Genomic DNA, 19,978 nt, shown 5'->3' on the forward strand with positions numbered 1-19,978 from the left:
ATTTGGTTCCATGCTGGCGCGTCTGTCGATCCGTGACATCGTCCTGATCGAACGGCTCGATATCGAATTCGCCACAGGCCTTGCGGTTTTGACTGGCGAGACCGGTGCGGGCAAATCCATCCTGCTCGATGCCTTTGCGCTGGCGCTCGGCGGCCGCGGCGACGCCGGCCTCGTGCGCCATGGCGCGGAGCAGGGGCAGGTCACTGCCGTGTTCGATGTCCCGAAGAATCACCCCGCGACGAAGATCCTCGCCGAGAACGGCCTGGACGATACCGGTGAGATGATCCTGCGCCGGGTCCAGCTTGCCGACGGCCGCACCCGCGCCTTCATCAACGACCAGTCGATCAGCGTGCAGACGCTGAAGGCGGTCGGCGCCACGCTGGTCGAGATTCATGGCCAGCATGACGAGCGCGCGCTGGTCGATGCCGCCACCCACCGCCGCCTGCTCGATGCCTTCTCCGGACTGGAGAAGGATGTCGTGGCCGTAGAAGCTCTCTGGGACGCGCGCCGTACTGCGAACACCGAACTCGAGGAGCATCGCGCGGGCATGGAGCGTGCCGCGCGCGAGGCCGACTATCTGCGCCACGCCTCCGACGAACTGAAGCAGCTCGCGCCCAAGGACGGTGAGGAAACCTCGCTTGCCTCCCGCCGCACCACCATGATGCAGGGTGAGAAGATCGCCTCCGACCTGCGCGAGGCGCAGGAGGTCGTTGGCGGCCACAATTCGCCGTCCGCGGCTCTCTCGGCCGCGGTGCGCAGGCTGGAGCGCCGCGGCGTCAATTCGCCGGCACTGGTCGAGCCCGCGGTGAGGGCGATCGATATTGCGATCAACGCGCTGGAGGAGGCCGATCAGCATCTCCAGGCCGCACTTGCCGCAACCGATTTCGATCCGGCTGAGCTCGAACGCATCGAGGAACGGCTGTTCGCGTTGCGCGCGGCCTCGCGCAAATATTCGACGCCGGTCGATGGCCTGGCCGCGCTCGCCGCCAAATACGCCGCCGATGTCGTGCTGATCGACGCCGGCGCCTCGCGCCTGAAGAAGCTGGAGCAGGCCGCGATCGAGGCCGATGCGCGCTATGCTGCTGCCGCCAAGAAACTGTCGCTGGCGCGGCAGAAATCGGCCGAGAAGCTCAACAAGGCCGTCAACGCCGAACTCGCTCCGCTCAAGCTGGAACGCGCAAAATTCATGACCCAGGTCGAGACCGACGAGACCTCGCCGGGGCCGCAAGGTTTCGACCGCGTCGAATTCTGGGTGCAGACCAACCCGGGCACCAAGCCGGGCCCGCTGATGAAGGTCGCCTCCGGCGGCGAGCTGTCGCGCTTCCTGCTGGCGCTGAAGGTCGTGCTGTCCGACCGCGGCTCGGCGCCGACGCTGGTGTTCGACGAGATCGACACCGGCGTGGGTGGCGCGGTCGCCGACGCCATCGGCGCACGGCTGGCGCGGCTTGCCGGCAAGGTGCAGGTGATGGCCGTGACCCACGCCCCGCAGGTCGCCGCCCGTGCTGACCAGCATCTGCTCATTTCCAAGGATGCCCTCGACAAGGGCAAACGCGTCGCCACCCGCGTCAACGCACTGGCCGCCGACCACCGCCGCGAGGAGATCGCGCGCATGCTCGCGGGCGCCGAGATCACGGCCGAGGCGAGGGCCGCCGCGGACCGGCTGCTCAAGGCGGCGAGCTAGGCCTGCCATGACGAAGATGTCCTCACGCAAAATTGCAGTTGGTGGGCGAGCGAAAGCTCGAGCGCCAAAAACATCGCTGCTAATAGGCGCTGACAAACTCACCGAGCAGCAGGCCAAGGCGGAGCATGAATGGCTGACGGGCGAGCTAAAGAAACACAGCGATGCCTACTACGCAAAGGATGCTCCCACGATATCGGATGCGGAATATGACGCGCTGCGATCGCGGTATCGACAGGTAGAAGAGCGATTTCCCGAACTAGTTGATCTCTTCAGTGAATCTTATCAAGTTGGTGCGAGTCCAGCGCGTGGTTTCAAGAAGGTACGCCATGCGATTCCGATGTTGTCGCTCGAAAATGCATTCGCTGAGAACGACGTCGTAGAGTTTGTAAATGGAATTCGCCGTTTCCTTAAGCTAGACGGTCAAGAGATCGATTTCTCGGCTGAACCGAAGATCGACGGACTCTCGATGTCGCTGCGCTACGAGGGCGGCGAGCTCGTCACCGCGGCGACGCGCGGCGACGGCGCTGAGGGCGAGGACGTCACCGCGAACATCCGCACTCTCGAAGACGTGCCGCAGAAGCTGAGGGGCCGCAATATCCCCGACATCTGCGAGGTGCGTGGCGAAGTTTACATGACCAAGAAGGCCTTTCTGGCGCTGAACGAGCGACAGGAGGCAGCCGGCGACACCATTTTCGCCAATCCGCGCAACTCGGCGGCGGGCTCGCTCCGACAGAAGGATCCCACCATCACCGCCTCGCGCCCGCTCGGCTTCTTTGCGTACGCATGGGGCGAGATGAGCGCGATGCCTAAGGGTACGCAAAGCGGTATGATTGATTGGTTCGAGCGCTGCGGGTTCAAGACTAATCCGCTGACCAAGCTGTGTCACTCCGTCGAGGAGCTGATCGCGTTCCACCATAGCATCGAGGAAGAGCGCTCCGAACTCGACTACGACATCGACGGCGTCGTCTATAAGGTCGATCGCATCGATTGGCAGGAGCGCCTCGGCTTCGTGTCGCGTCGTCCACGCTGGGCCGTCGCGCACAAGTTTCCCGCCGAGCGCGCCATGACGGTGCTGCGCGACATCGAGATCCAGGTCGGCCGCACCGGTTCGTTCACGCCGGTCGGCAAGCTCGAGCCGGTCGGTGTCGGCGGCGTGATCGTGCAGAACGTCACGCTGCACAACGAGGACTACATCAGGGGCATCGGCAACAAGGGCGAAGTGCTGCGCGAGGGGCGCGACATCCGGATCGGTGACACTGTCGTGATCCAGCGCGCCGGCGATGTCATTCCTCAGGTGGTCGACGTCATCATCGACAAGCGGCCGAAGAGCGCCAAGGAGTTTCACCTCCCGAAGAAGTGCCCGTGCCCGCTGCACACCGACGTCGTGCGCGGGGCGACGGCGGCGGGCGAGGAGGAGTCGCGATCCCGTTGCACCGGTGAGTTTGCCTGCCCCTATCAGAAGATCGAGCACTTGAAACTGTTCGTGTCGCGACGCGCCTTCGACATCGACGGCCTTGGCGAGAAGCAGCTCCAGTATTTCTTCGACGAGGGTTTTGTGAAGGAGCCTGCCGACATCTTCACGCTCGAGAAACGCAATTCAAAGCTCAAGCTCGAGGAGATCGAGGGTTACGGCGAAACCTCGGTGCGTAATCTCTTCGGCGCCATCGAGAGCCGGCGTAAGATCGCGCTGGAGCGCTTCATCTACGCGCTCGGCATGCGCCATGTCGGCGAGACGACGGGGCTGGCGCTGGCGCGCGGCTACGGCTCCTGGGATGCTTTCCATGACGCCAGTCTCAAGGTCGCCAAGGGCGACGAGGAGGCGATCGCCGAGATGGATGCGCTCGACCAGATCGGCGATACCGTGATCAAGAGCATCGCCGACTATTTCGGCGAGAGCCACAACCGCGGTATCGTCGAGCGGCTGACCAAGGAAGTCGAGATCGTCGACGCCGAGAAGCCGAAGAGCAACTCGGCTGTCGCCGGCAAGACGGTTGTGTTCACCGGCTCGCTGGAGAAGATGACGCGCGACGAAGCAAAGGCGACCGCGGAGCGGCTAGGTGCAAAAGTGTCGGGCTCGGTGTCGAAGAAGACCGACCTCGTGGTCGCTGGTCCCGGTGCGGGCTCGAAGCTCGCAGAGGCCAACAAGCACGGCGTCAAGGTGTTGACCGAGGATGAGTGGCTGACGCTGATCGGGGAGTGAGGAGGGTGTCCTGAGGCCTCACGCTCCGCTGTCATTCCCCGCGAAGGCGGGGAATCCAGTATTCCAGAGGCAGAGCGAGGATACGGAGAGGCTGCGGCGTACTGGATGCCCCGCCTTCGCGGGGCATGACACTGTCATTGGAGACGCGCCGCGCACCCCTCACATCATCCCGCTCTCTTCCTCCTCCGCCTGCTCGATCAGCGTCTCGCTCACCACCACTTCGCGGCGGGGCACGATGAAGAGCATCGTCGAGGCACAGAGCAGCGAGATCGCGAGGACGGCTGAGGTCAGCGGCAGCGTTGTGGCGGAGTGGCCGCCGAGATAGGCGCCGAATTGCGAGATCAGCGCGCCGATGCCCTGCTGGAGGAAGCCCATCGCGCCAGACGCGGTGCCGGCCGCTTCGGGCCGGATGCTGATGGCGCCCGCGGCCGAATTCGCCATCACGAAGGCATTGCCGACCATCACGATCATCTGCGTGCCGAACAGCCAGCCCGGTGCCTCGTTCCATCCGGTAAAACTCCAGAGCAGGTTCAAAAAGCTGCCGCACAGCTGCAGCCCGAGCCCGAACCAGATCAGTTTTTCCAGCGAGTGTCGCGGCGCGAAGCGCACGCAGAGTAGATTGCCGACCAGATAGGCGAATCCCGTCGTGGCGAACCATGCGCCGTATTCCGCGCTGGTGCGCCCCATCTGGGTGACCACGATGTAGGGGCCGCCACCGGCGAATGCGAAGATGATCTGCGAAGCCAACACCTGACACATCACATAGCCGACGAACGCGCGGCTCTTGATCAGCGTGCCGACGTCGCCGCGAAAGCCGCTGCCGGCGGCGCGGCTGCGGCGCGTCTCCGGCAGGGCCAGTGCGATGCCGATTGCGACCGCGATCGCGCCAATCGTGACGGCGTAGAAGATGGCGCGCCAGCCGAACGCGGTCTCGATCAGGCCGCCGGTCAGCGGAGAGACCATCTGGCCGATCATCAGGGCGGCGACCACGAGGCTGATCATGGAGGCAACGCGGTCGCGCTCGTAGATGTCGCGGATAATGGCGCGGCTCACCACCATGCCGGAGGCGCCGCCCAAGGCCTGGAAGAAGCGCGCCGCGATCAGTTGCGGCAGGGTTTCGGCGAAGATGCAGGCGATGCTGGCGGCGACCATCAGCGTGAGGCCTCCAAGCAGCACCGGGCGTCGGCCGAATTTGTCTGACAACGGCCCCATGATCAGCTGCGACAGCGCGATGCCGACCATGTAGAGCGACACCGTCATCTGCGCGATCGAGATGTCGCGCCCAAACGTCGTCGCAAGCACTGGCAGTGCCGGAACCAGGATGTAGAGCGAGATCGGTGCGATCCCGGTCATGACGACGAGCAGCAGCAGCACCAGGCGCGAGGTCGCGAGGTTTGTCGTCGCCGTTCCCGGCGGCTTGCTGATCATGCCGTGCATGCGTGTCCGTCTTTCGAATTCGAATCGGACTGTAGCGTGCTCACACAAGACGGATATCGGCGTTTCGGAATGCGGCTATACGGATTCCGGGACGGTTATAATAACAGCGCGATGGCGACGAATTGGGCGCGTTGCTCTCGCTGCTGTCTCCGCTGTCATTCCCCGCGAAGGCGGGGAATCCAGTATTCTAGAGGCAGAAGTCGTATACGGAGATGCCGCGGCGTACTGGATGCCCCGCCTTCGCGGGGCATCCAGTCATGGTGGTGAGGAAGCAGCCTTGCGCAAATCGCGTAGCACTATGCGCGGCGTTATTTCAGCTCCGCCGTCGCCTGATCGAGCCAGGCCTTCGTCGCCTCATCCAGCGCCGGCCGTGCTTCGGCCCTCACACGGGCGTGGTACGCATTGAGCCAGTCGAGCTCGTCCCTGTTCAGCATCGCGACATCGATCAGCCGGCGGTCGATCGGCGCCAAGGTCAGCGTCTCGAACGCGTTCATCGATTTCTCGGCGCCCTTGATGTCGGCGGCGACCACCAGCTCGAGATTTTCGATGCGGATGCCAAAGCCGTCGGTCTTGTAATAGCCGGGCTCGTTGGAGAGGATCATGCCGCGCTTCAGCGGCGTGGTGCCGAGCTTCGAGATCCGCGCCGGCCCTTCGTGCACCGAGAGATAGCTGCCGACGCCGTGGCCGGTGCCGTGCTCGAAATCGACGCCGGCCGCCCAGAGATATTGTCGCGCCAGCGTGTCGAGCTGCGCGCCGGTGGCGCCGTCGGGAAACACCGCGCGCGCGATCGCGATATGGCCGCGCAGCACGCGGGTGAAACGGTCGCGCATCTCATCCGTCGGCTCGCCCACCGCCATGGTGCGGGTGACGTCGGTGGTGCCGTCTTCATATTGCGCGCCGGAATCGATCAGCAGCAGGTCTCCGCGCGCGATCCGCCGGTTGCTCTTGCGAGTGACGCGGTAGTGCACGATGGCGCCGTTCGGCCCAGTTCCGGAAATGGTCGGGAACGACACGTCCTTCAGCGCGCCGGTGTCGCGGCGAAAGGTCTCCAGCGCCTCGACCGCGTCGATCTCGGTGAGCTTGCCGCTTGGTGCCTCGCGATCGATGAAGGCGAGGAAGCGCGCCAGCGCGATCGCGTCGCGCCGATGCGCCGTCCGCGTACCCGCGATCTCCGTCGTGTTCTTGACCGCCTTCAACAGCGCAATCGGATCGCTGCCGCGCACCGGCTTGCCGCCGGCTCCCGAAATCAATCGGCTGAGTGCGTCGGCTGCCGTGGCATTGTCGAGCGCAATCGCGGCACCGCTCTTGGCCAGCGCCATCAGCGTCGGCGCCAGCGCGTCGGGCTCGCGTACGTCGGCCGACTGCTCGAGATGGTCGCGCGAGAGGTTGGAGAGTTTGCGATGGTCGATGAAGATCGTCGGGCGGCCGTCCTTCGGCACCACCGCGTAGGACAGCGGCAGCGGCGTATGCGCGACGTCGGCGCCGCGGATGTTGAAGGTCCAGGCGACCGCGTGGCTGTCCGAGAGCACCAGCGCGTCGACGCCGAGCCTGTCGATCTCGCTCTTGATCTGCGTCAGCTTCTCAGCCTCTGCGACGCCGGCATGTTGCAGGCCGTGGACCGCGACCGGGGCGATCGGCTGCGGCGGCCGGTCCTGCCAGATCGCGTCGACCGGATTGCTGTCGACGGCGACCAGCTCGGCGCCAACCTTGGCGCAGGCGGCGGACAATCGCTCGGCTGCCGCAAAAGTGTGCAGCCACGGATCAAATCCGAGGCGGTCGCCAGGCTTTAGGTGCGCCGATACCCAGCTTTCCGGCGGCGGATCGATCAGCGATTCCACCGCCCATGCTCTTGTATCGACCTGCTTGGGCGCCTGAAGCGTGTAGCGGCCATCGACGAACACCGCGGCCTTCTGGGTCAGAACGACGGCAAGTCCCGCCGATCCGGTAAAACCGGTCAGCCAGGCGAGCCGCTCCTCTGATGGCGCCACGTATTCGTTCTGCTGCTGGTCGGCGCGCGGAATGACGAAGCCGGTCAGCTTGCGGCGGGCGAGTTCTTCACGGAGTGCAGAGAGCCGGGCGGTCAATGCGACGCCGGCCTCGGGCTCCTCGAATGTCTGGAAGTGTGCTTCGAACATGGCTCAGTTTAGGATCATGGGGATCAGTCCGCAATGTGGACGCATTTGAGGTCGCATCTGGCACGGACTGTGCTTGAAAAAGTTCCATTCGAATTGAGTGGAGTAAAAGGATGCGGCTGTTGCGCTTCGTCCAGATAACAGGGAAATTCGAGCAAGTGGTTCATCTCAACGGCGAGAGGACACACGATGCCAGCGTTCACGTTTGAGAAGATTTCGCCGCCGGTGCGCCGCGCGCCCGTGGTAGCGACCCCGAAGAAGCCGCGCGGCCTCATCAGCCAGATGATCGGTCGTTTTGCCGAGCGCCGCGCGCGGCGTGCCTTGCGCGCATCTGCGCCTGGTCACGAGAAGCCGGCGAAGTAGCACCACGTTGATGATGCCGTAGGGTGGGCAAAGGCGCGAAGTGCCGTGCCCACCATGTTTCCTCGATCGCAATGAATTTGGTGGGCACGCTTCGCTTTGCCCACCCTACGCAGCTCACCCAACCTTCCTTAGCAATAGACTGCTCCACCCCTCGATCCGCAGGTGCCGCAGCGGCACGAGGCCGCGGGCGCGATAGGCAGCGATCACGGCGGGCGCCTGGTGCGTCAGCAGGCCGGAGAGGATGACGCGAGCGCCGGGCGCGAGGTGCCGCGTCATCGGACCCGCCAATTGTCGTAACGGATTGGCAAGGATGTTGGCCAGCACCAGATCGAATGGGCCGGCCTTGCCAAAGTCCGGCGCGGCAAACCCGGTGGCGCGGATCGCCCGCACGTGGTTGCGAACTTCATTCAGGGCCGCGTTCTCGGCCGCGACCCGCACCGAGGGCGGGTCGATGTCGGAAGCCAGCACCGCGCGATGCAGCGCCTTCGCAGCCGCGATTCCCAATACGCCGGTACCGGTGCCGAGGTCGAGCACGCGCTTCGGCCGCGCGTGTTTCAAGACATGGTCAAGCAGCAGTAAACAGCCACGGGTGGTGCCGTGATGGCCGGTGCCGAAGGCGAGTGCCGCCTCGATCTCGATTTTGAGCTTGTTTGGCGCCACGCGGTCGCGGTCGTGGCTGCCATGGACGACGAAGCGCCCGGCCGGCACCGGGACGAGATCTTCCAGGCTCGCCTTGACCCAGTCCTTGGCCTCGATCGTGTCGAAGGCGAGCGTTGCCGCGATCTCGTTTCCTGCTGAAGTTACAATGAGTTCGCGTAAGCCCACCTGATCCGGCGCCTCGGCAAAATGCAGCGTGACGTCCCATTCTCCGTCTGGCCGTTCGAACGCGGCAACCGCGGCATCACCCTCGAAAAAGACCTCCGTGAGCACGTCGACGACGCGCCTGGCGGCGGCCTCGTTGCCGATCGAAAAACTGGCGCGATGGGTAGGTGAAGGCTGCATCCTAGGGTTCCGCTCGGTTCAATTTTTGGAACTTTTGTTCCCAATTTTCCGCATAACTTGCAGTTCCAAGATTAATCTACCCGTAGGTTGTATTCCGTAGTTTTCCGGGTGTTGGAACCAACCAACACACCTTGAAATGGAAATGGAGGCGAGTCTTGAAGCGCATGGTTTCGAAGTTCTGGTCCGATGAGTCCGGTGCGACTGCGATCGAATACGGCCTGATCGCGGCCGGTATCGCGCTGGCGATCATCACCGTGGTGAACAATTTGGGCACCAGCTTGAACGACAAGTTCGGTTCGATTAGCAGCTCCTTGAAGTAATTTCTGCCTCCCATTTCCCAGCGGGGGCTCCTTTCTTCATAGACAGCTTTTTTGACACGCGCCCGCTGGGGGAATTGCCTTCCGGCGGGCGGAGTCGTTTTGGGGCTTCTCACCGGAAATGCTCGTTAGCGTCTCAGTTTGAAATTCTCTCGACCTGGACGCCGTCGAAGTTTTGATAATGAATCAGGCCCGCCTCATCGGTATCGACGAGCGTCCCTACTTCAAGATAGGCCCATTGCTCGGCAGGGTAATCTGGAGAAAATCTGCCCTCAGAGATTAGTGCGACGACACGGCCAGTCATACCGTCGATTCGAATGCGGTCGCCGATCTCCATGCTCCCAGCCTCCAATTTCAAACTGAGACACTACCGAATGCCCACAGGCAGTCCGCTCATTTTTCGCATGCTGTCCACGGCCTTATCCCGCCGCTCATCCCCAGGTTTTCCACCGCCTTGTACCCAGTTTGGTCGGGCCGGCGCGCACCGCCTTCTCACAGCTCTCCCAACAGCCTGTCCACAGCCCATCCACAGGCCTATCCACGGCTTGCGAACAGACCGCGGTGATCCCGCAAAATCGCCTGCGCCGCGTTGTGGCCGGGGGCGCCGGTGACGCCGCCGCCGGGGTGGGCGCCGGAGCCGCAATGGTAGAGGCCCTTCAAGGGGCCGCGGTAGTCGGCATGGCCGAGCATCGGTCGCGCCGAGAACAGCTGGTTCAGCGTCAAGGCGCCGTGGAAGATGTCGCCGCCGAGCAGGCCGAATTGTCGTTCGAGATCGAGCGGCGAGAGGATCTGGCGCCCGAGCACGCTTGTCCCAAAGCCCGGCGCGTAGCTGTCCACCGTCGCGATCATGAGATCGGCGACCTCGTCGCGGTGGTCGTCCCAGGATTTTCCGTCGGGCAGTTCGGGCGCGACGTGCTGGCAGAACAGGCTCGCGACGTGTTGTCCCGCTGGCGCCAGCGTGTCGTCGAGCGTCGAGGGGATCAGCATCTCGACGATCGGCTGCCGGCTCCAGCCCTGCGCCCGCGCGTCGAGATACGCACGGTCCATATAGCCGAGGCTCGGCGCCAGGATGATACCGGAGGAGAGGTGATCGCCATCGCCGGGCAACGCCGTGAAGGAGGGCAGGCGGTCCAGCGCCACGTTCATGCGGAAGGTGCCGGAGCCGTTCTTCCAGTGGCGGATGCGCGCGAGGAAATCGGACGGCAAGGCGTCGGCTGCGATCAGCCGCGTATAGAGCAGCTTTGGATTGACGCTGGCCGCGACATATTTTGCGCGAATGGTTGAGTCGTTCTCCAGCACCACGCCGACGGCGCGGTCGCGCTCGACGATCACCTCGCGTACGCCAGCATCGGTCTCGATCGTAACACCGCGGTCACGCGCAGCGCGCGCCATCGCCTGCGTGATCGCGCCCATGCCGCCGATGGCATGGCCCCAGACGCCCTTCTTGCCGTTCACCTCGCCGAAGGCGTGGTGCAGCATCACATAGGCCGAGCCGGCCGCGTAGGGGCTGGCATAATTGCCGACGATGGCATCGAAGCCGAACAGCGCCTTGACGAGATCGTTCTCGAACCGGTCGTCCAGTATCTCGCCGGCCGAGCGGGTGAACAGATCAAGCAGGCTGCGGCTTTGCTCCAGCGTCAGCCCGCGCAGGATGTTGGCCGTCATCAACGCGTTCACGGCTTCGCGGAGTGCGCCAACGCCAAAACTCCCGAGCAGGTTCGGTGGCGCACGCAGCACGAACTGCCGCAGCACATCCGCAATGTCTTCGAGCTCGCGCGAAAAGCCGTCGAGTGCATCTGCGTCATGTGTGCTGAGTCGCGCGACGGAGGCCTTCGTTCGTCCCTCGCCGGTGAGGAGATAGTTGCCGTCCAGTGCGGGCAGAAAATTCTGCGCGCGCCGCTCGACGATTCGCAGGCCTTGCTCGGCGAGCCCCAGGTCGCGGCTCACCAGCGGATTGAGCAGGCTCACCGTGTAGGCCGCGACCGAATTCTTGAAACCCGGATGAAACTCCTCCGTGACCGCCGCCCCGCCGACCACCTTGCGGCGCTCGACCATGTGCACGCGCAAGCCCGCCGCCGCGAGATAGGCCGCGCAGGTGAGGCCGTTATGGCCAGCGCCGATGATGACGACGTCGGTTTCGGTCATGAGGGTTTCTGATGTTCCATGCTCATTCCGGATGGTCCGAAGGACCCGACCCGGAATGACATCTCTATATCAGGCATTTCTCGCGGCAACATCACGAGACCATTTATTGCCCGTTCAGGCGGCTTGTGCTCCATTGCGCGCGCCCGGCGCCCGCCGGGGATTGTCTGCCGGAGCTTCCATGGATTCGATCGTGCAACCCGCCGCCACGGAGCAGCCGTCCTCGTCACGCAACCGGCTGCTGTTGACGGTCTATACGGCCGCGATCTTCGTCAGTGCGCTGCTGCTGTTCTCGGTGCAGCCGCTGTTCACGAAAATGGTGCTGCCGCGGCTCGGCGGCTCGCCGGCGGTGTGGTCGGTGGCGATGGTGTTCTTCCAGTCGCTGCTGCTGGCCGGTTATGCCTATGCGCATCTGCTGATGCAGATCAAGAGCCGCGTCGTTCCCATCGTGGTCCATCTCGCGTTGCTGGTCGTCGCCTTCGTCACGCTGCCGCTCGGCATTGCCACCGCCTATGGCGAGCCGCCGGCGTCCGGCTACGCGTTCTGGCTGCTCGGGCTGTTCGTGATGTCGATCGGCCTGCCGTTCTTCGCGCTCGCGGCCAACAATCCGCTGCTGCAAGCCTGGTTCGTCCGCACCGGTCATCCCGATGGGCGCGATCCGTATTTTCTTTATGCCTCGTCCAACATCGGCAGCTTTCTCGCGCTGTTGTCCTATCCGTTCCTGCTGGAGCCGATCTTTACGCTGCACACGCAGAACCGGCTCTGGACCGGCGGCTATGGCCTTTTGATCCTTTTGATCGCGGCCTGCGGCGTGCTGCTGTTGCGTTCGCCGAAGCTGGCGGTGATTGACGCGCAAACCGAGGAGGCGAATGCGCCGGCGCCGGGCGTGGTGACGCGGCTGCGCTGGATCTTCCTAGCTGCCGTGCCGTCCGGCCTCCTCATCGCCGTGACCGCGCATATCTCGACCGACGTCGCGGCGGCGCCGCTTTTGTGGGTGCTGCCGCTGTCGCTATATTTGCTCACCTGGGTGGTGGTGTTCCAGTCGCGGCCGCTGTTGCCGCACAAATGGATGCTGATGCTCCAGCCGGTCGCGATCGCGGGCGTCATTTTCCTGCTCGCCTTCGGCGGCGAGCAGAATCTGCTGCTGACGCTCGGCGGGCACCAATTGTGCTTCTTCGTCATCGCCATGGCCTGCCATGGCGAACTCGCGCGGACCCGGCCGCCCTCAAAATATCTCACCGGCTTCTATGTCGCGCTGTCCTTCGGCGGCATGATCGGCGGTCTGTTTGCTGGCCTCGTCGCGCCCTTCACCTTCTCCTGGATCGCCGAATATCCAATCCTGGTCGCGTTGGCCGCGCTGTGCCGGCCCTCAGTGAATGAGCGTTTTGCCGGCATCGTCAAATGGTACTGGCTGGCCCTTGCCGCGCTCGCCGTGGCGCTGGTCGTGCCGTCCTACACGACGGGTGATCTCTCGACCTGGTTCGAGGATCACCGCGTCTGGGTCGCCGGCGCCGTCGGCGTGCTCGCGGCACTTCTTGCGATCGCGGTCAGCGCAGGCCGCTGGAAGATCTTTGCCACCGTCGCGCTCGCGCTCGCATTGATCCGGATCTATCCGGCGGACGAGGGCCGCGTCACGACCGTGCGCAGCTTCTTTGGCGTGCACAAGATCGTGGTGACGCCGGGCGGCTATTTCCACGTGCTGATGCACGGCACCACCATTCACGGCGCCGAACGCTTCCGCAACAATGACGGCACGCCGGTCACCGGCCGGCCCGAGCCGATCACCTATTATTACAAGGACGGTGGCATCGGTCAGGCCATCACCGCGATCCGCGAGCGCAAGGGTGCGCCGCTGAAGGTCGCTGCCATCGGCGTCGGATCGGGCACGCTCGCCTGCGCCGCCGAGCCCGGCGAAGACTGGAAATTCTTCGAGATCGACCAGTCCATGGTCGATGCCGCGCGCGACCCGAAGAATTTCCGTTATATCTCGAGCTGCCTGCCGGATTTGAAGCCGGTGATTGGCGATGCGCGCCTCACCTTCGCCAAGGAGCCCGATGGGGTCTACGACCTCATCATCGTCGATGCCTATTCGTCGGATGCGATCCCGATTCATCTCGCCACCGAAGAGGCGATGAAGATCTACAAGGACAAGCTCGCCCCGCATGGCGCGGTGGTGATGCACGTCTCCAACCGGCATCTCGATCTCGAGCCCGTCGTGGTCGGGATTGCCGATGCTAACGACCTGAAGAGCTGGGTCTACGACGAGGATTCGGGCCGCGACGCCGACTACATCTTCGCCACCGACGTCGTCATCTCCGCGCGTGAGGAGGCCGATGTCGGCAAGCTCGCTTCCTCCAAGCAGTGGGAGGAGACCGACGCGGACGAGAAAGTGCGGGTCTGGACCGACGATTACTCCAACATTCTCGGTGCGCTGTATCGGCGTTTGCGCTACGGGGAGCAGTAACTCGCGGCTTACGGTTGGACCGGCGTTCCCGCCGGCAGCGCAATCCCCTTCTCACCCGCGACCTGTCGCAACAGGTCCGGGCGGTCCGAGATGATGCCGTCGACGCCGGTCTCGATCATGCGCGCCATGTCTTCGGGCTTGTTGACCGTCCAGACCACGACGCGCAATCTCAGCGCATGGGCTTCAGTGACGAGCGCCACGGTCACGTCGCCAAAATAAGGTGACCACACCGCGCCGCCTGCGGCCTTGATCGTTCGCGGCAGTGAGCCGCCGTGATCGGCCGGACTGAAACCCGCCGTCCAGTTGGTGGCTTTGTCGAGGACGATGGTCGGTGCCGAGCCGCGCTGGAGCGTCAGATACACGGTCGGAATCTTCGGGGCCTGCTGCTGGATAAGAAGCAGCGTCCGCCAGTCGAAGGACTGGATCATGACGCGGTCGGAGAATTTCTCGGCATCGATCACCCCGAGCAGCTTGGCGACGAAGGCCTCGGGATCAAGAGATTCGTCCGGATGGTCGGGATCGATCTTGGTCTCGATATTGAAACGCACGCTTCGGTTGCCGGACTTGCGCACCAGCGCGAACACCTCGCGCAAGGTGGGAATGTGCGTCCCCGTCACGGCGCGCTGGTCGGGGAATTGTTTTGCATAGGCACTGTCCGGCCGAAGCTGGCCGACGTCGTAGCTCCTGACGTCGGCGAAGCGCAGTTTCACGAATGGCGTGCCGGGCGCGGCGACATAAGCGCCGGCCGCATCCCGTGCGAGATCGGGATTAAGCCCGCGCTCATGCGAGACGACCACCTCACCGTCCGCGGTCACGCCGACATCGAGCTCCAGCGTGTCCACGCCCATCGACAGTGCGTTGGCGAAGGCCGGCAGGGTGTTTTCCGGCATCAGCGCCCGCCCGCCGCGATGCGCCTCGAGATCGAATCCCATAGCTCGTCCCGCCATCAGAACTGAGAGCACGGTCAAAATTGTCGCAGCACGTGATGGCATGGCGGCTCGGAGGGCAAGCGAAAAGGGCGTATTTGAACGCATCTTGGCGTGTCCGACGTATTCTACAGGCTTTTGCGCCTGTTGAAACCTTGGGCGGCGGCTTGGGTTGCGCTCGCCCGGCGGTTATGTACTCATAGCCGCCTTGGAATCTCACCCGTGCACCAGAAACGCGATCACCGCATCATTCGCAGCCGGCATTTTCACAAGATGCAGCGGCGGCATTTTGTCATTTTCGACGTGCTGCCCTTCGTCGGTACGCTGGTTGCGCTGGGCCTGTTACTCTGTCACCCGATCGGCGTAACCGAGCTCGGCCTGTTGTTCGGCTTCTGGCTGATCACTGGCCTTGGTTTGACCGTCGGCTATCATCGCCTGTTCACCCATCGCGCTTTTGCCACCTCGTCCGCGATGAGCGCGATCCTGATCATCATGGGATCGATGGCCGGCCGCGGCCCGATGCTGTCCTGGGCGGCAATGCATCGGCGCCACCACGAGCTGTCGGATCACGACGGCGATCTGCATTCGCCGCGTCTGCATGGCGATGGCGCGTTCGGTCGCCTGCGCGGCTTCCTGCATGCGCACCTGACCTGGATGATCGAGCACGATTACCCCAACGTCGCGCATTACGTGCCGGATTTGATGGCGGACCGCAGGCTGGTCGCGGTCAACAGCTACTATTACACTTGGGTCGTGCTCGGCCTGTTGCTGCCGGCCGCGATCGGCGGCCTCGCCACGATGAGCCTCTGGGGTGCGCTGGACGGCCTACTCTGGGGCGGCGTGGTCCGCATGTTCGTGGTCGAACAGACCATGTCCGCCATCAACTCGATCATGCACACGTTCGGTGCGCAGCCCTTCGTCACGCGTGATGACAACAGCAGGAATCTCGGCGTGATGGCCTGGCTCGCCTGGGGCGAGGGCTGGCACAACAACCATCACGCCTTCCCGTATTCGGCCGCCTTCGGCCTACGCTGGTTCGAGTTCGATCCCGGCTTCATCTTCATCCGCGCGCTGGAGGCGCTTGGGCTTGCCTGGGACGTCAAGGTGCCGAGCGAGGAGAAGATCGCGCGGCGCATGTCACCGCAGCCGGGCGACGCTACGCCCGACCTGGAAACGGGCTGAGTATCATCGACCGGCGCGAGTGCCGGTGATGATTCGGCTTTGAACCGATGCTGTTCAACGACTACCCCTTTCTCCTGGTCTTCCTGCCGGCGGCGCTGCTGATCTACCGCCTGGTCGATCCCTATCCACATTTGCGCATTGGCGTGCAGGTCGCGCTGTCGGTCGCCTTCTACGCCTGGGGCAGCCCGTCCTTCATCCTGCTGCTGATCGCCTCGATCGCGGTCAACTGGCTTGCCTCGGTCGCCTATGGCCGGGTGAAGTGGAAGGCGGTGCTGACGCTCGTGATCGTGCTCGATATCGGCGTGCTGGCGCTGTTCAAATACGCCAATTTTGTGCTGGCCAATCTCGCCCACGTGCTTGGCACGACGCTGCCGACGCTCGACATCGGGCTGCCGCTCGGCATCTCCTTCTTCACCTTTCACCACATCATGTATCTGGTCGACCTGAAGCGCGGCAAGGCGCCGCTCTATGCGCTCGACCGCTACGCGCTCTACATCGCCTTCTTCCCGCAGGCGATCGCCGGCCCTCTGGCGCGCTGGTCGGAGGTGATGCACCAGTTCGGCAGGCAGGTCTACGTGCCGGGCTGGCAGCGCCAGTTCTGCATCGCGACCTGCTTCATCGCGCTCGGCCTGTTCGAGAAGGTCGTGATCGCCGACAACATCGCGCATCTGCTCGATCCTATCTACACGCAGGCCGCGAGCGGGCCACTCGGAAACGGCGATGCCTGGCTCGCCTTCTGCTTCTCGTTCCAGATCCTGTTCGATTTCTCCGGCTATTCCGACATCGCGATCGGCGTTGCCCTGCTGTTCGGCGTCCAGCTTCCCTACAATTTCAATGCGCCGCTGCGCTCGACCAATATCCAGGATTTCTGGCAGCGCTGGCACATCACGCTGATGTTGTTTTTGCGCGACTATGTGTTCTATCCGCTGGTCAATCTGCGCCTGTTGCCGCGGCGCTGGCTGCCGGTGCAATTCTTCGGCGCAATGCTGATCACCATGGCGCTGTGCGGATTGTGGCATGGCGCGAGCTGGGCCTTCGTGCTGTGGGGCGTGCTGCACGGCCTCGCGCTGGTCGCCTGCGCGTTGTGGCGCCGCTACGGGCCGGATTTTCCATCGTGGCTCGGCTGGGCGCTGACGGTGCTGTTCGTGCTCGCGACCGGCGTGATTTTTCGCGCCGGATCGATTGAAGCCGCCTGGCACGTGTTCGCGGGGCTTCTCCAGCCGCTGCCGCTCGATCGCATCGGCCAGGTGTGGCCGCTGGTGGTGGCTCCGCTGGTCGCATTCCTGTTGCCGGCGAGCCAGGACATCGTGGCGTTTTTCACCCGCAAGCCGAATGCTGTGCTGGCGGGCCTGCTCGGGATTGGCATCCTTGCCTTGCTGATCCAGATCGGGGAAGGGGGGCTCCATGAGTTCGTCTATTTCAAGTTCTGACACGTCAGTCGAATGGGGCCGCTGCCTTGCCGCCTGTTTCGGCGCGCTTGCACTGGGCGCCGCGCTGGTCGCCGCCGTCGTGATGTCGGTCGATCCCTACGACAGCGGCCGGTTCGGCTGGTTCGGCATCGCCGGCGTGAATGATCGCAATCCCTGGACCGCCAATGCCAGCCGGGCCCGCGATCCGCAATTCGACTCCGCCATTCTGGGCAATTCTACCGGGCAGCTGCTGCAACCGGCTGAGCTCGACAAGGCGACGGGCAAGCGCTTCGTGCAGCTCGTCGCGCCGGGCGCGGACCCGCGCGGCGACCTCGCAATCCTTGATTTCTTCGCCGGGCAGCACACGACCATCGGCGCCCTCGTCGTCGTGATCGACCAGCCCTGGTGCGCGAACGACTTGCCGCCGTTGCCGCAAGATGCGTTCCCGTACTGGCTCTATGAAGCCGGCGCGCTCCGCTATCTCGGTCATCTCTTCACATGGCCTGCGCTCGATCGCGTCGTCCAGCGCATCGCCATCGCCATCGGTCGCGGCTCGCGCAAGCCGATCCGCCCTGACGGCTATTGGAGCTATGAGGAGGTGTGGCCACCCGGCGCGAAACATCCGGCCGCCGCGGAGCCCGCCAAGGCGGCGCCGTTCGACGGCAAGATCACTGATACTTTTCCTTATGCAGTCATGCTGGCAAGCACGGTCGCAAAACTTCCCCGAGATGCGCCGGTCGTGCTCCTGATGCCGCCGACCTTCTACGCCATCGTGCCCCCGTCCCGCAGCCGCGAAGCCGCGCGCCATGAGGTCTGCAAGACGGCGTATCGCTCCATCATTAGCGGCCGACCCAACAGCAATCTGATCGACTATCGCCTCGATAATGCGCTCACGCGCGACCCCGCCAATTTCGTCGATCTCATCCATTACCGGGCGATCATTGCGCGCAAGCTCGAGCAGGGTATCGCGGCCAGCTTGCGCGACGGCGAGGCGGCGCAGATCAACTTCTGACGATCAGCCGATGTCCTCGAAGCCACCGTCGAGCCAGAGCCCGCGCGCCAGCTTGCGCTGGATCTTGCCGCTGGTGGTCTTCGGCAGTGTGCCGGGACGGATCAGCGCGATGTGGCGCGCAGAGAGCTCGTGGCTGTCGGCGATGGCCTCGCGTATCCGGCCCTTGATCTCGGCGGTGTCGATGGTGTGCCGTGCTGTACGTTCGACCTCCTGGACGATGACGAGGGTTTCCTCTCCGGTCTCGTCCGGCACCGAGAACGCCGCGCCGCAGTTTTCGCGCAAGCCTTCGTTGAGCGCCTGCACCGTGCGCTCGATGTCCTGCGGATAATGGTTGATGCCGCGGATGATGATGAGGTCCTTGATCCGCCCGGTGACAAACAATTCGCCGTCGGCATCGAGGAAGCCGAGATCGCCGGTGCGCAGCCACGGGCTGTCTTCGCCGGCAATCGCGGCGTTGAGTCCCTCGCGCGTCGCCGTATCGTTGCGCCAATAGGCGCGCGCGGCATTCGCGCCGGTGACCCAGATCTCGCCGATGCGGTCGATGGCAACCCGTTCGCGGCTGTCCGGCTCGACGATGGCGATCCGCTCGCCAGAGAGTGCGCGGCCGCAGCCGACCAGAACCTGCGCATCGTCCGGATCGGTCGGCGCCTCCGCCACATGCGCCTGAAGCGCCGCGCGGCTGACACTGCGCGTGATGTGACCTCCGCCGCGTTTCCCTCCGGAGATCAGAAGCGTCGCCTCCGCCATGCCATAGGCAGGATACATCGCGCGCGGATCGAATCCATGCGGCGCAAATGTCGCGGCGAACCGTTCGATGGTGTCCGCATGCACCGGCTCGGCGCCATTGAGCGCGATTTTGAGCGAGGACAGGTCGACGCCATTCATCTGATCGGCGCGGTAGCGGCTGACGCAGAGGTCGAAGCCGAAATTCGGGCTGCACGCCACTTCAGCACGATAATGCGAGATCGCGCGCAGCCAGCCGAGCGGCCGCTGCATGAACGCGTTCGGCGCCATCAGCACGCAGGTCGCACCGACATAGAGCGCTTGCAGCGCGTTCAGGATCAACCCCATGTCGTGATAGAGCGGCACCCAGTTGACATAGGTTGATTGCCTGGTGTTGCCGAGCGCCAGCCGGATCATCTCGAGATTGGCGAGCAGATTGGCATGGCTCACCATCACGCCCTTCGGCTCAGAGGTCGAGCCGGAGGTGTATTGCAGGAAGGCGAAGTCGTTCGGCGAGGGCTCAGGCAGATCGACCGTTGCGCTTGCGACCGCGGCGAGATCGACTTCGATCCAGCGGATGTTTTCCCGCGCAAGGCGCGTATGCAAATCGCCGCGCAAAGCGAAGGCTGAAGTCGTCAGCGCCACCGCCGGCGCGCAATTGGCGAGGATTGCAGCGCTGGCGTCACGGGCGCTGTTTCGCCGCGGCATCATCATCGGCACGGCGATAATGCCGGCCATCAGGCAGCCGAAGAACGCCACCATGAATTCGATGCCGGGTGGAAACACCAGGATGGCGCGGTCGCCGGGCTGCGCAGCCGCGGTCAGGTGCGACGCCAGCGCACGTGAGGCGTCGTGCAATTGGCGGAAGGTGAGGGCCGCTTCCTCCGTCCCGCGATCGGAGACGAAGACATAGGCGCGATCGTCGCCCTGGTCCGCCGCACGCCGGGCCAGCAGAGCCACGAGCGAGCGGAAAGTGTCCATTTGGGTT

The 19,978-nt window shown here is 64.2% G+C and carries 15 protein-coding genes; 8 read left to right on the forward strand and 7 right to left on the reverse strand.

Going from position 1 to position 19,978, the window contains the following annotated elements; all coding sequences use genetic code 11:
- Positions 1-10 precede the first annotated feature (10 nt).
- Positions 11-1,681, forward strand: coding sequence for a DNA repair protein RecN (recN, locus tag UP06_RS24020; RefSeq protein WP_045006136.1), 1,671 nt, complete (start codon positions 11-13; stop codon positions 1,679-1,681).
- A 7-nt stretch (positions 1,682-1,688) separates the two neighbouring features.
- The gene (ligA, locus tag UP06_RS24025) at positions 1,689-3,881 is read left to right on the forward strand and encodes an NAD-dependent DNA ligase LigA (protein WP_245305526.1); all 2,193 of its coding nucleotides are present in this window, start codon (positions 1,689-1,691) and stop codon (positions 3,879-3,881) included.
- A 159-nt stretch (positions 3,882-4,040) separates the two neighbouring features.
- On the opposite strand, the gene UP06_RS24030 is transcribed toward ligA, so the two are convergent.
- Together UP06_RS24030 and UP06_RS24035 are read right to left on the reverse strand one after the other, a co-directional pair.
- A complete protein-coding gene (locus UP06_RS24030) occupies positions 4,041-5,318 on the reverse strand; it encodes a multidrug effflux MFS transporter (protein ID WP_045006137.1) in 1,278 nt (425 codons plus the stop codon).
- A gap of 308 nt (positions 5,319-5,626) precedes the next feature.
- On the reverse strand, positions 5,627-7,453 hold the full coding sequence (locus UP06_RS24035; protein WP_045006138.1) for an aminopeptidase P family protein: 1,827 nt from the start codon (positions 7,451-7,453) through the stop codon (positions 5,627-5,629).
- 186 nt (positions 7,454-7,639) lie between these two features.
- Here UP06_RS24035 and UP06_RS41600 point away from each other — a divergent pair, with 186 nt between their 5' ends.
- A complete protein-coding gene (locus UP06_RS41600; RefSeq protein ID WP_197087366.1) occupies positions 7,640-7,813 on the forward strand; it encodes a hypothetical protein in 174 nt (57 codons plus the stop codon).
- A gap of 114 nt (positions 7,814-7,927) precedes the next feature.
- Here the strand turns inward: UP06_RS41600 and UP06_RS24040 are convergent, their stop codons facing one another.
- Positions 7,928-8,815, reverse strand: coding sequence for a 50S ribosomal protein L11 methyltransferase (locus tag UP06_RS24040; protein WP_045006139.1), 888 nt, complete (start codon positions 8,813-8,815; stop codon positions 7,928-7,930).
- A gap of 164 nt (positions 8,816-8,979) precedes the next feature.
- Between UP06_RS24040 and UP06_RS24045 the strand changes: the two genes are divergently transcribed.
- On the forward strand, positions 8,980-9,135 hold the full coding sequence (locus tag UP06_RS24045; RefSeq protein WP_502691264.1) for a Flp family type IVb pilin: 156 nt from the start codon (positions 8,980-8,982) through the stop codon (positions 9,133-9,135).
- A 133-nt stretch (positions 9,136-9,268) separates the two neighbouring features.
- Here the strand turns inward: UP06_RS24045 and UP06_RS24050 are convergent, their stop codons facing one another.
- Both UP06_RS24050 and UP06_RS24055 read right to left on the reverse strand, forming a co-directional pair.
- Complete coding sequence (locus tag UP06_RS24050) at positions 9,269-9,469, reverse strand: hypothetical protein (protein WP_045006141.1); 201 nt, start codon at positions 9,467-9,469, stop codon at positions 9,269-9,271.
- A 197-nt stretch (positions 9,470-9,666) separates the two neighbouring features.
- The gene (locus UP06_RS24055) at positions 9,667-11,277 is read right to left on the reverse strand and encodes a phytoene desaturase family protein (RefSeq protein WP_045006142.1); all 1,611 of its coding nucleotides are present in this window, start codon (positions 11,275-11,277) and stop codon (positions 9,667-9,669) included.
- Positions 11,278-11,455: 178 nt separating this feature from the next.
- Between UP06_RS24055 and UP06_RS24060 the strand changes: the two genes are divergently transcribed.
- Positions 11,456-13,738, forward strand: a complete 2,283-nt coding sequence (locus tag UP06_RS24060; RefSeq protein ID WP_045006143.1) for a fused MFS/spermidine synthase — start codon at positions 11,456-11,458, stop codon at positions 13,736-13,738.
- Between the two features lie 8 nt (positions 13,739-13,746).
- On the opposite strand, the gene UP06_RS24065 is transcribed toward UP06_RS24060, so the two are convergent.
- A complete protein-coding gene (locus UP06_RS24065) occupies positions 13,747-14,730 on the reverse strand; it encodes a glycerophosphodiester phosphodiesterase (protein ID WP_045006144.1) in 984 nt (327 codons plus the stop codon).
- Between the two features lie 156 nt (positions 14,731-14,886).
- Between UP06_RS24065 and UP06_RS24070 the strand changes: the two genes are divergently transcribed.
- The 3 genes from UP06_RS24070 to UP06_RS24080 are packed head-to-tail and all read left to right on the forward strand — an operon-like array spanning position 14,887 to position 18,267.
- Positions 14,887-15,846, forward strand: a complete 960-nt coding sequence (locus tag UP06_RS24070; protein WP_245305527.1) for an acyl-CoA desaturase — start codon at positions 14,887-14,889, stop codon at positions 15,844-15,846.
- 47 nt (positions 15,847-15,893) lie between these two features.
- Positions 15,894-17,276, forward strand: a complete 1,383-nt coding sequence (locus tag UP06_RS24075; RefSeq protein ID WP_045006145.1) for an MBOAT family O-acyltransferase — start codon at positions 15,894-15,896, stop codon at positions 17,274-17,276.
- Positions 17,251-18,267 (forward strand): hypothetical protein, encoded by a 1,017-nt coding sequence (locus UP06_RS24080; protein ID WP_045006146.1) that lies wholly within the window; start codon positions 17,251-17,253, stop codon positions 18,265-18,267. The genes UP06_RS24075 and UP06_RS24080 overlap by 26 nt, the downstream gene beginning before the upstream one ends.
- A 3-nt stretch (positions 18,268-18,270) precedes the next feature.
- Here UP06_RS24080 and UP06_RS24085 read toward each other — a convergent pair whose 3' ends face one another.
- Entirely contained in the window at positions 18,271-19,971 is a 1,701-nt protein-coding gene (locus tag UP06_RS24085) for a fatty acyl-AMP ligase (protein WP_045006147.1), read from the reverse strand.
- Positions 19,972-19,978 lie beyond the last annotated feature (7 nt).

It is taken from the genome of Bradyrhizobium sp. LTSP857 (assembly GCF_000938285.1).
In the GTDB taxonomy this organism is placed as follows: Bacteria; Pseudomonadota; Alphaproteobacteria; order Rhizobiales; family Xanthobacteraceae; genus Bradyrhizobium.

What these genes read in the sequence shown, in the direction of transcription:
- UP06_RS24085 (WP_045006147.1), bottom strand. Translation starts at nt 19,971, where the DNA reads ATGGACACTTTCCGCTCGCTCGTGGCTCTGCTGGCCCGGCGTGCGGCG.
- UP06_RS24075 (WP_045006145.1), top strand. Translation starts at nt 15,894, where the DNA reads ATGCTGTTCAACGACTACCCCTTTCTCCTGGTCTTCCTGCCGGCGGCG.
- UP06_RS24045 (WP_502691264.1), top strand. Translation starts at nt 8,980, where the DNA reads ATGGTTTCGAAGTTCTGGTCCGATGAGTCCGGTGCGACTGCGATCGAA.
- UP06_RS24040 (WP_045006139.1), bottom strand. Translation starts at nt 8,815, where the DNA reads ATGCAGCCTTCACCTACCCATCGCGCCAGTTTTTCGATCGGCAACGAG.
- recN (WP_045006136.1), top strand. Translation starts at nt 11, where the DNA reads ATGCTGGCGCGTCTGTCGATCCGTGACATCGTCCTGATCGAACGGCTC.
- ligA (WP_245305526.1), top strand. Translation starts at nt 1,689, where the DNA reads ATGACGAAGATGTCCTCACGCAAAATTGCAGTTGGTGGGCGAGCGAAA.
- UP06_RS24055 (WP_045006142.1), bottom strand. Translation starts at nt 11,277, where the DNA reads ATGACCGAAACCGACGTCGTCATCATCGGCGCTGGCCATAACGGCCTC.
- UP06_RS24030 (WP_045006137.1), bottom strand. Translation starts at nt 5,318, where the DNA reads ATGCACGGCATGATCAGCAAGCCGCCGGGAACGGCGACGACAAACCTC.
- UP06_RS24065 (WP_045006144.1), bottom strand. Translation starts at nt 14,730, where the DNA reads ATGCCATCACGTGCTGCGACAATTTTGACCGTGCTCTCAGTTCTGATG.
- UP06_RS24035 (WP_045006138.1), bottom strand. Translation starts at nt 7,453, where the DNA reads ATGTTCGAAGCACACTTCCAGACATTCGAGGAGCCCGAGGCCGGCGTC.
- UP06_RS24050 (WP_045006141.1), bottom strand. Translation starts at nt 9,469, where the DNA reads ATGGAGATCGGCGACCGCATTCGAATCGACGGTATGACTGGCCGTGTC.
- UP06_RS24060 (WP_045006143.1), top strand. Translation starts at nt 11,456, where the DNA reads ATGGATTCGATCGTGCAACCCGCCGCCACGGAGCAGCCGTCCTCGTCA.
- UP06_RS41600 (WP_197087366.1), top strand. Translation starts at nt 7,640, where the DNA reads ATGCCAGCGTTCACGTTTGAGAAGATTTCGCCGCCGGTGCGCCGCGCG.
- UP06_RS24080 (WP_045006146.1), top strand. Translation starts at nt 17,251, where the DNA reads ATGAGTTCGTCTATTTCAAGTTCTGACACGTCAGTCGAATGGGGCCGC.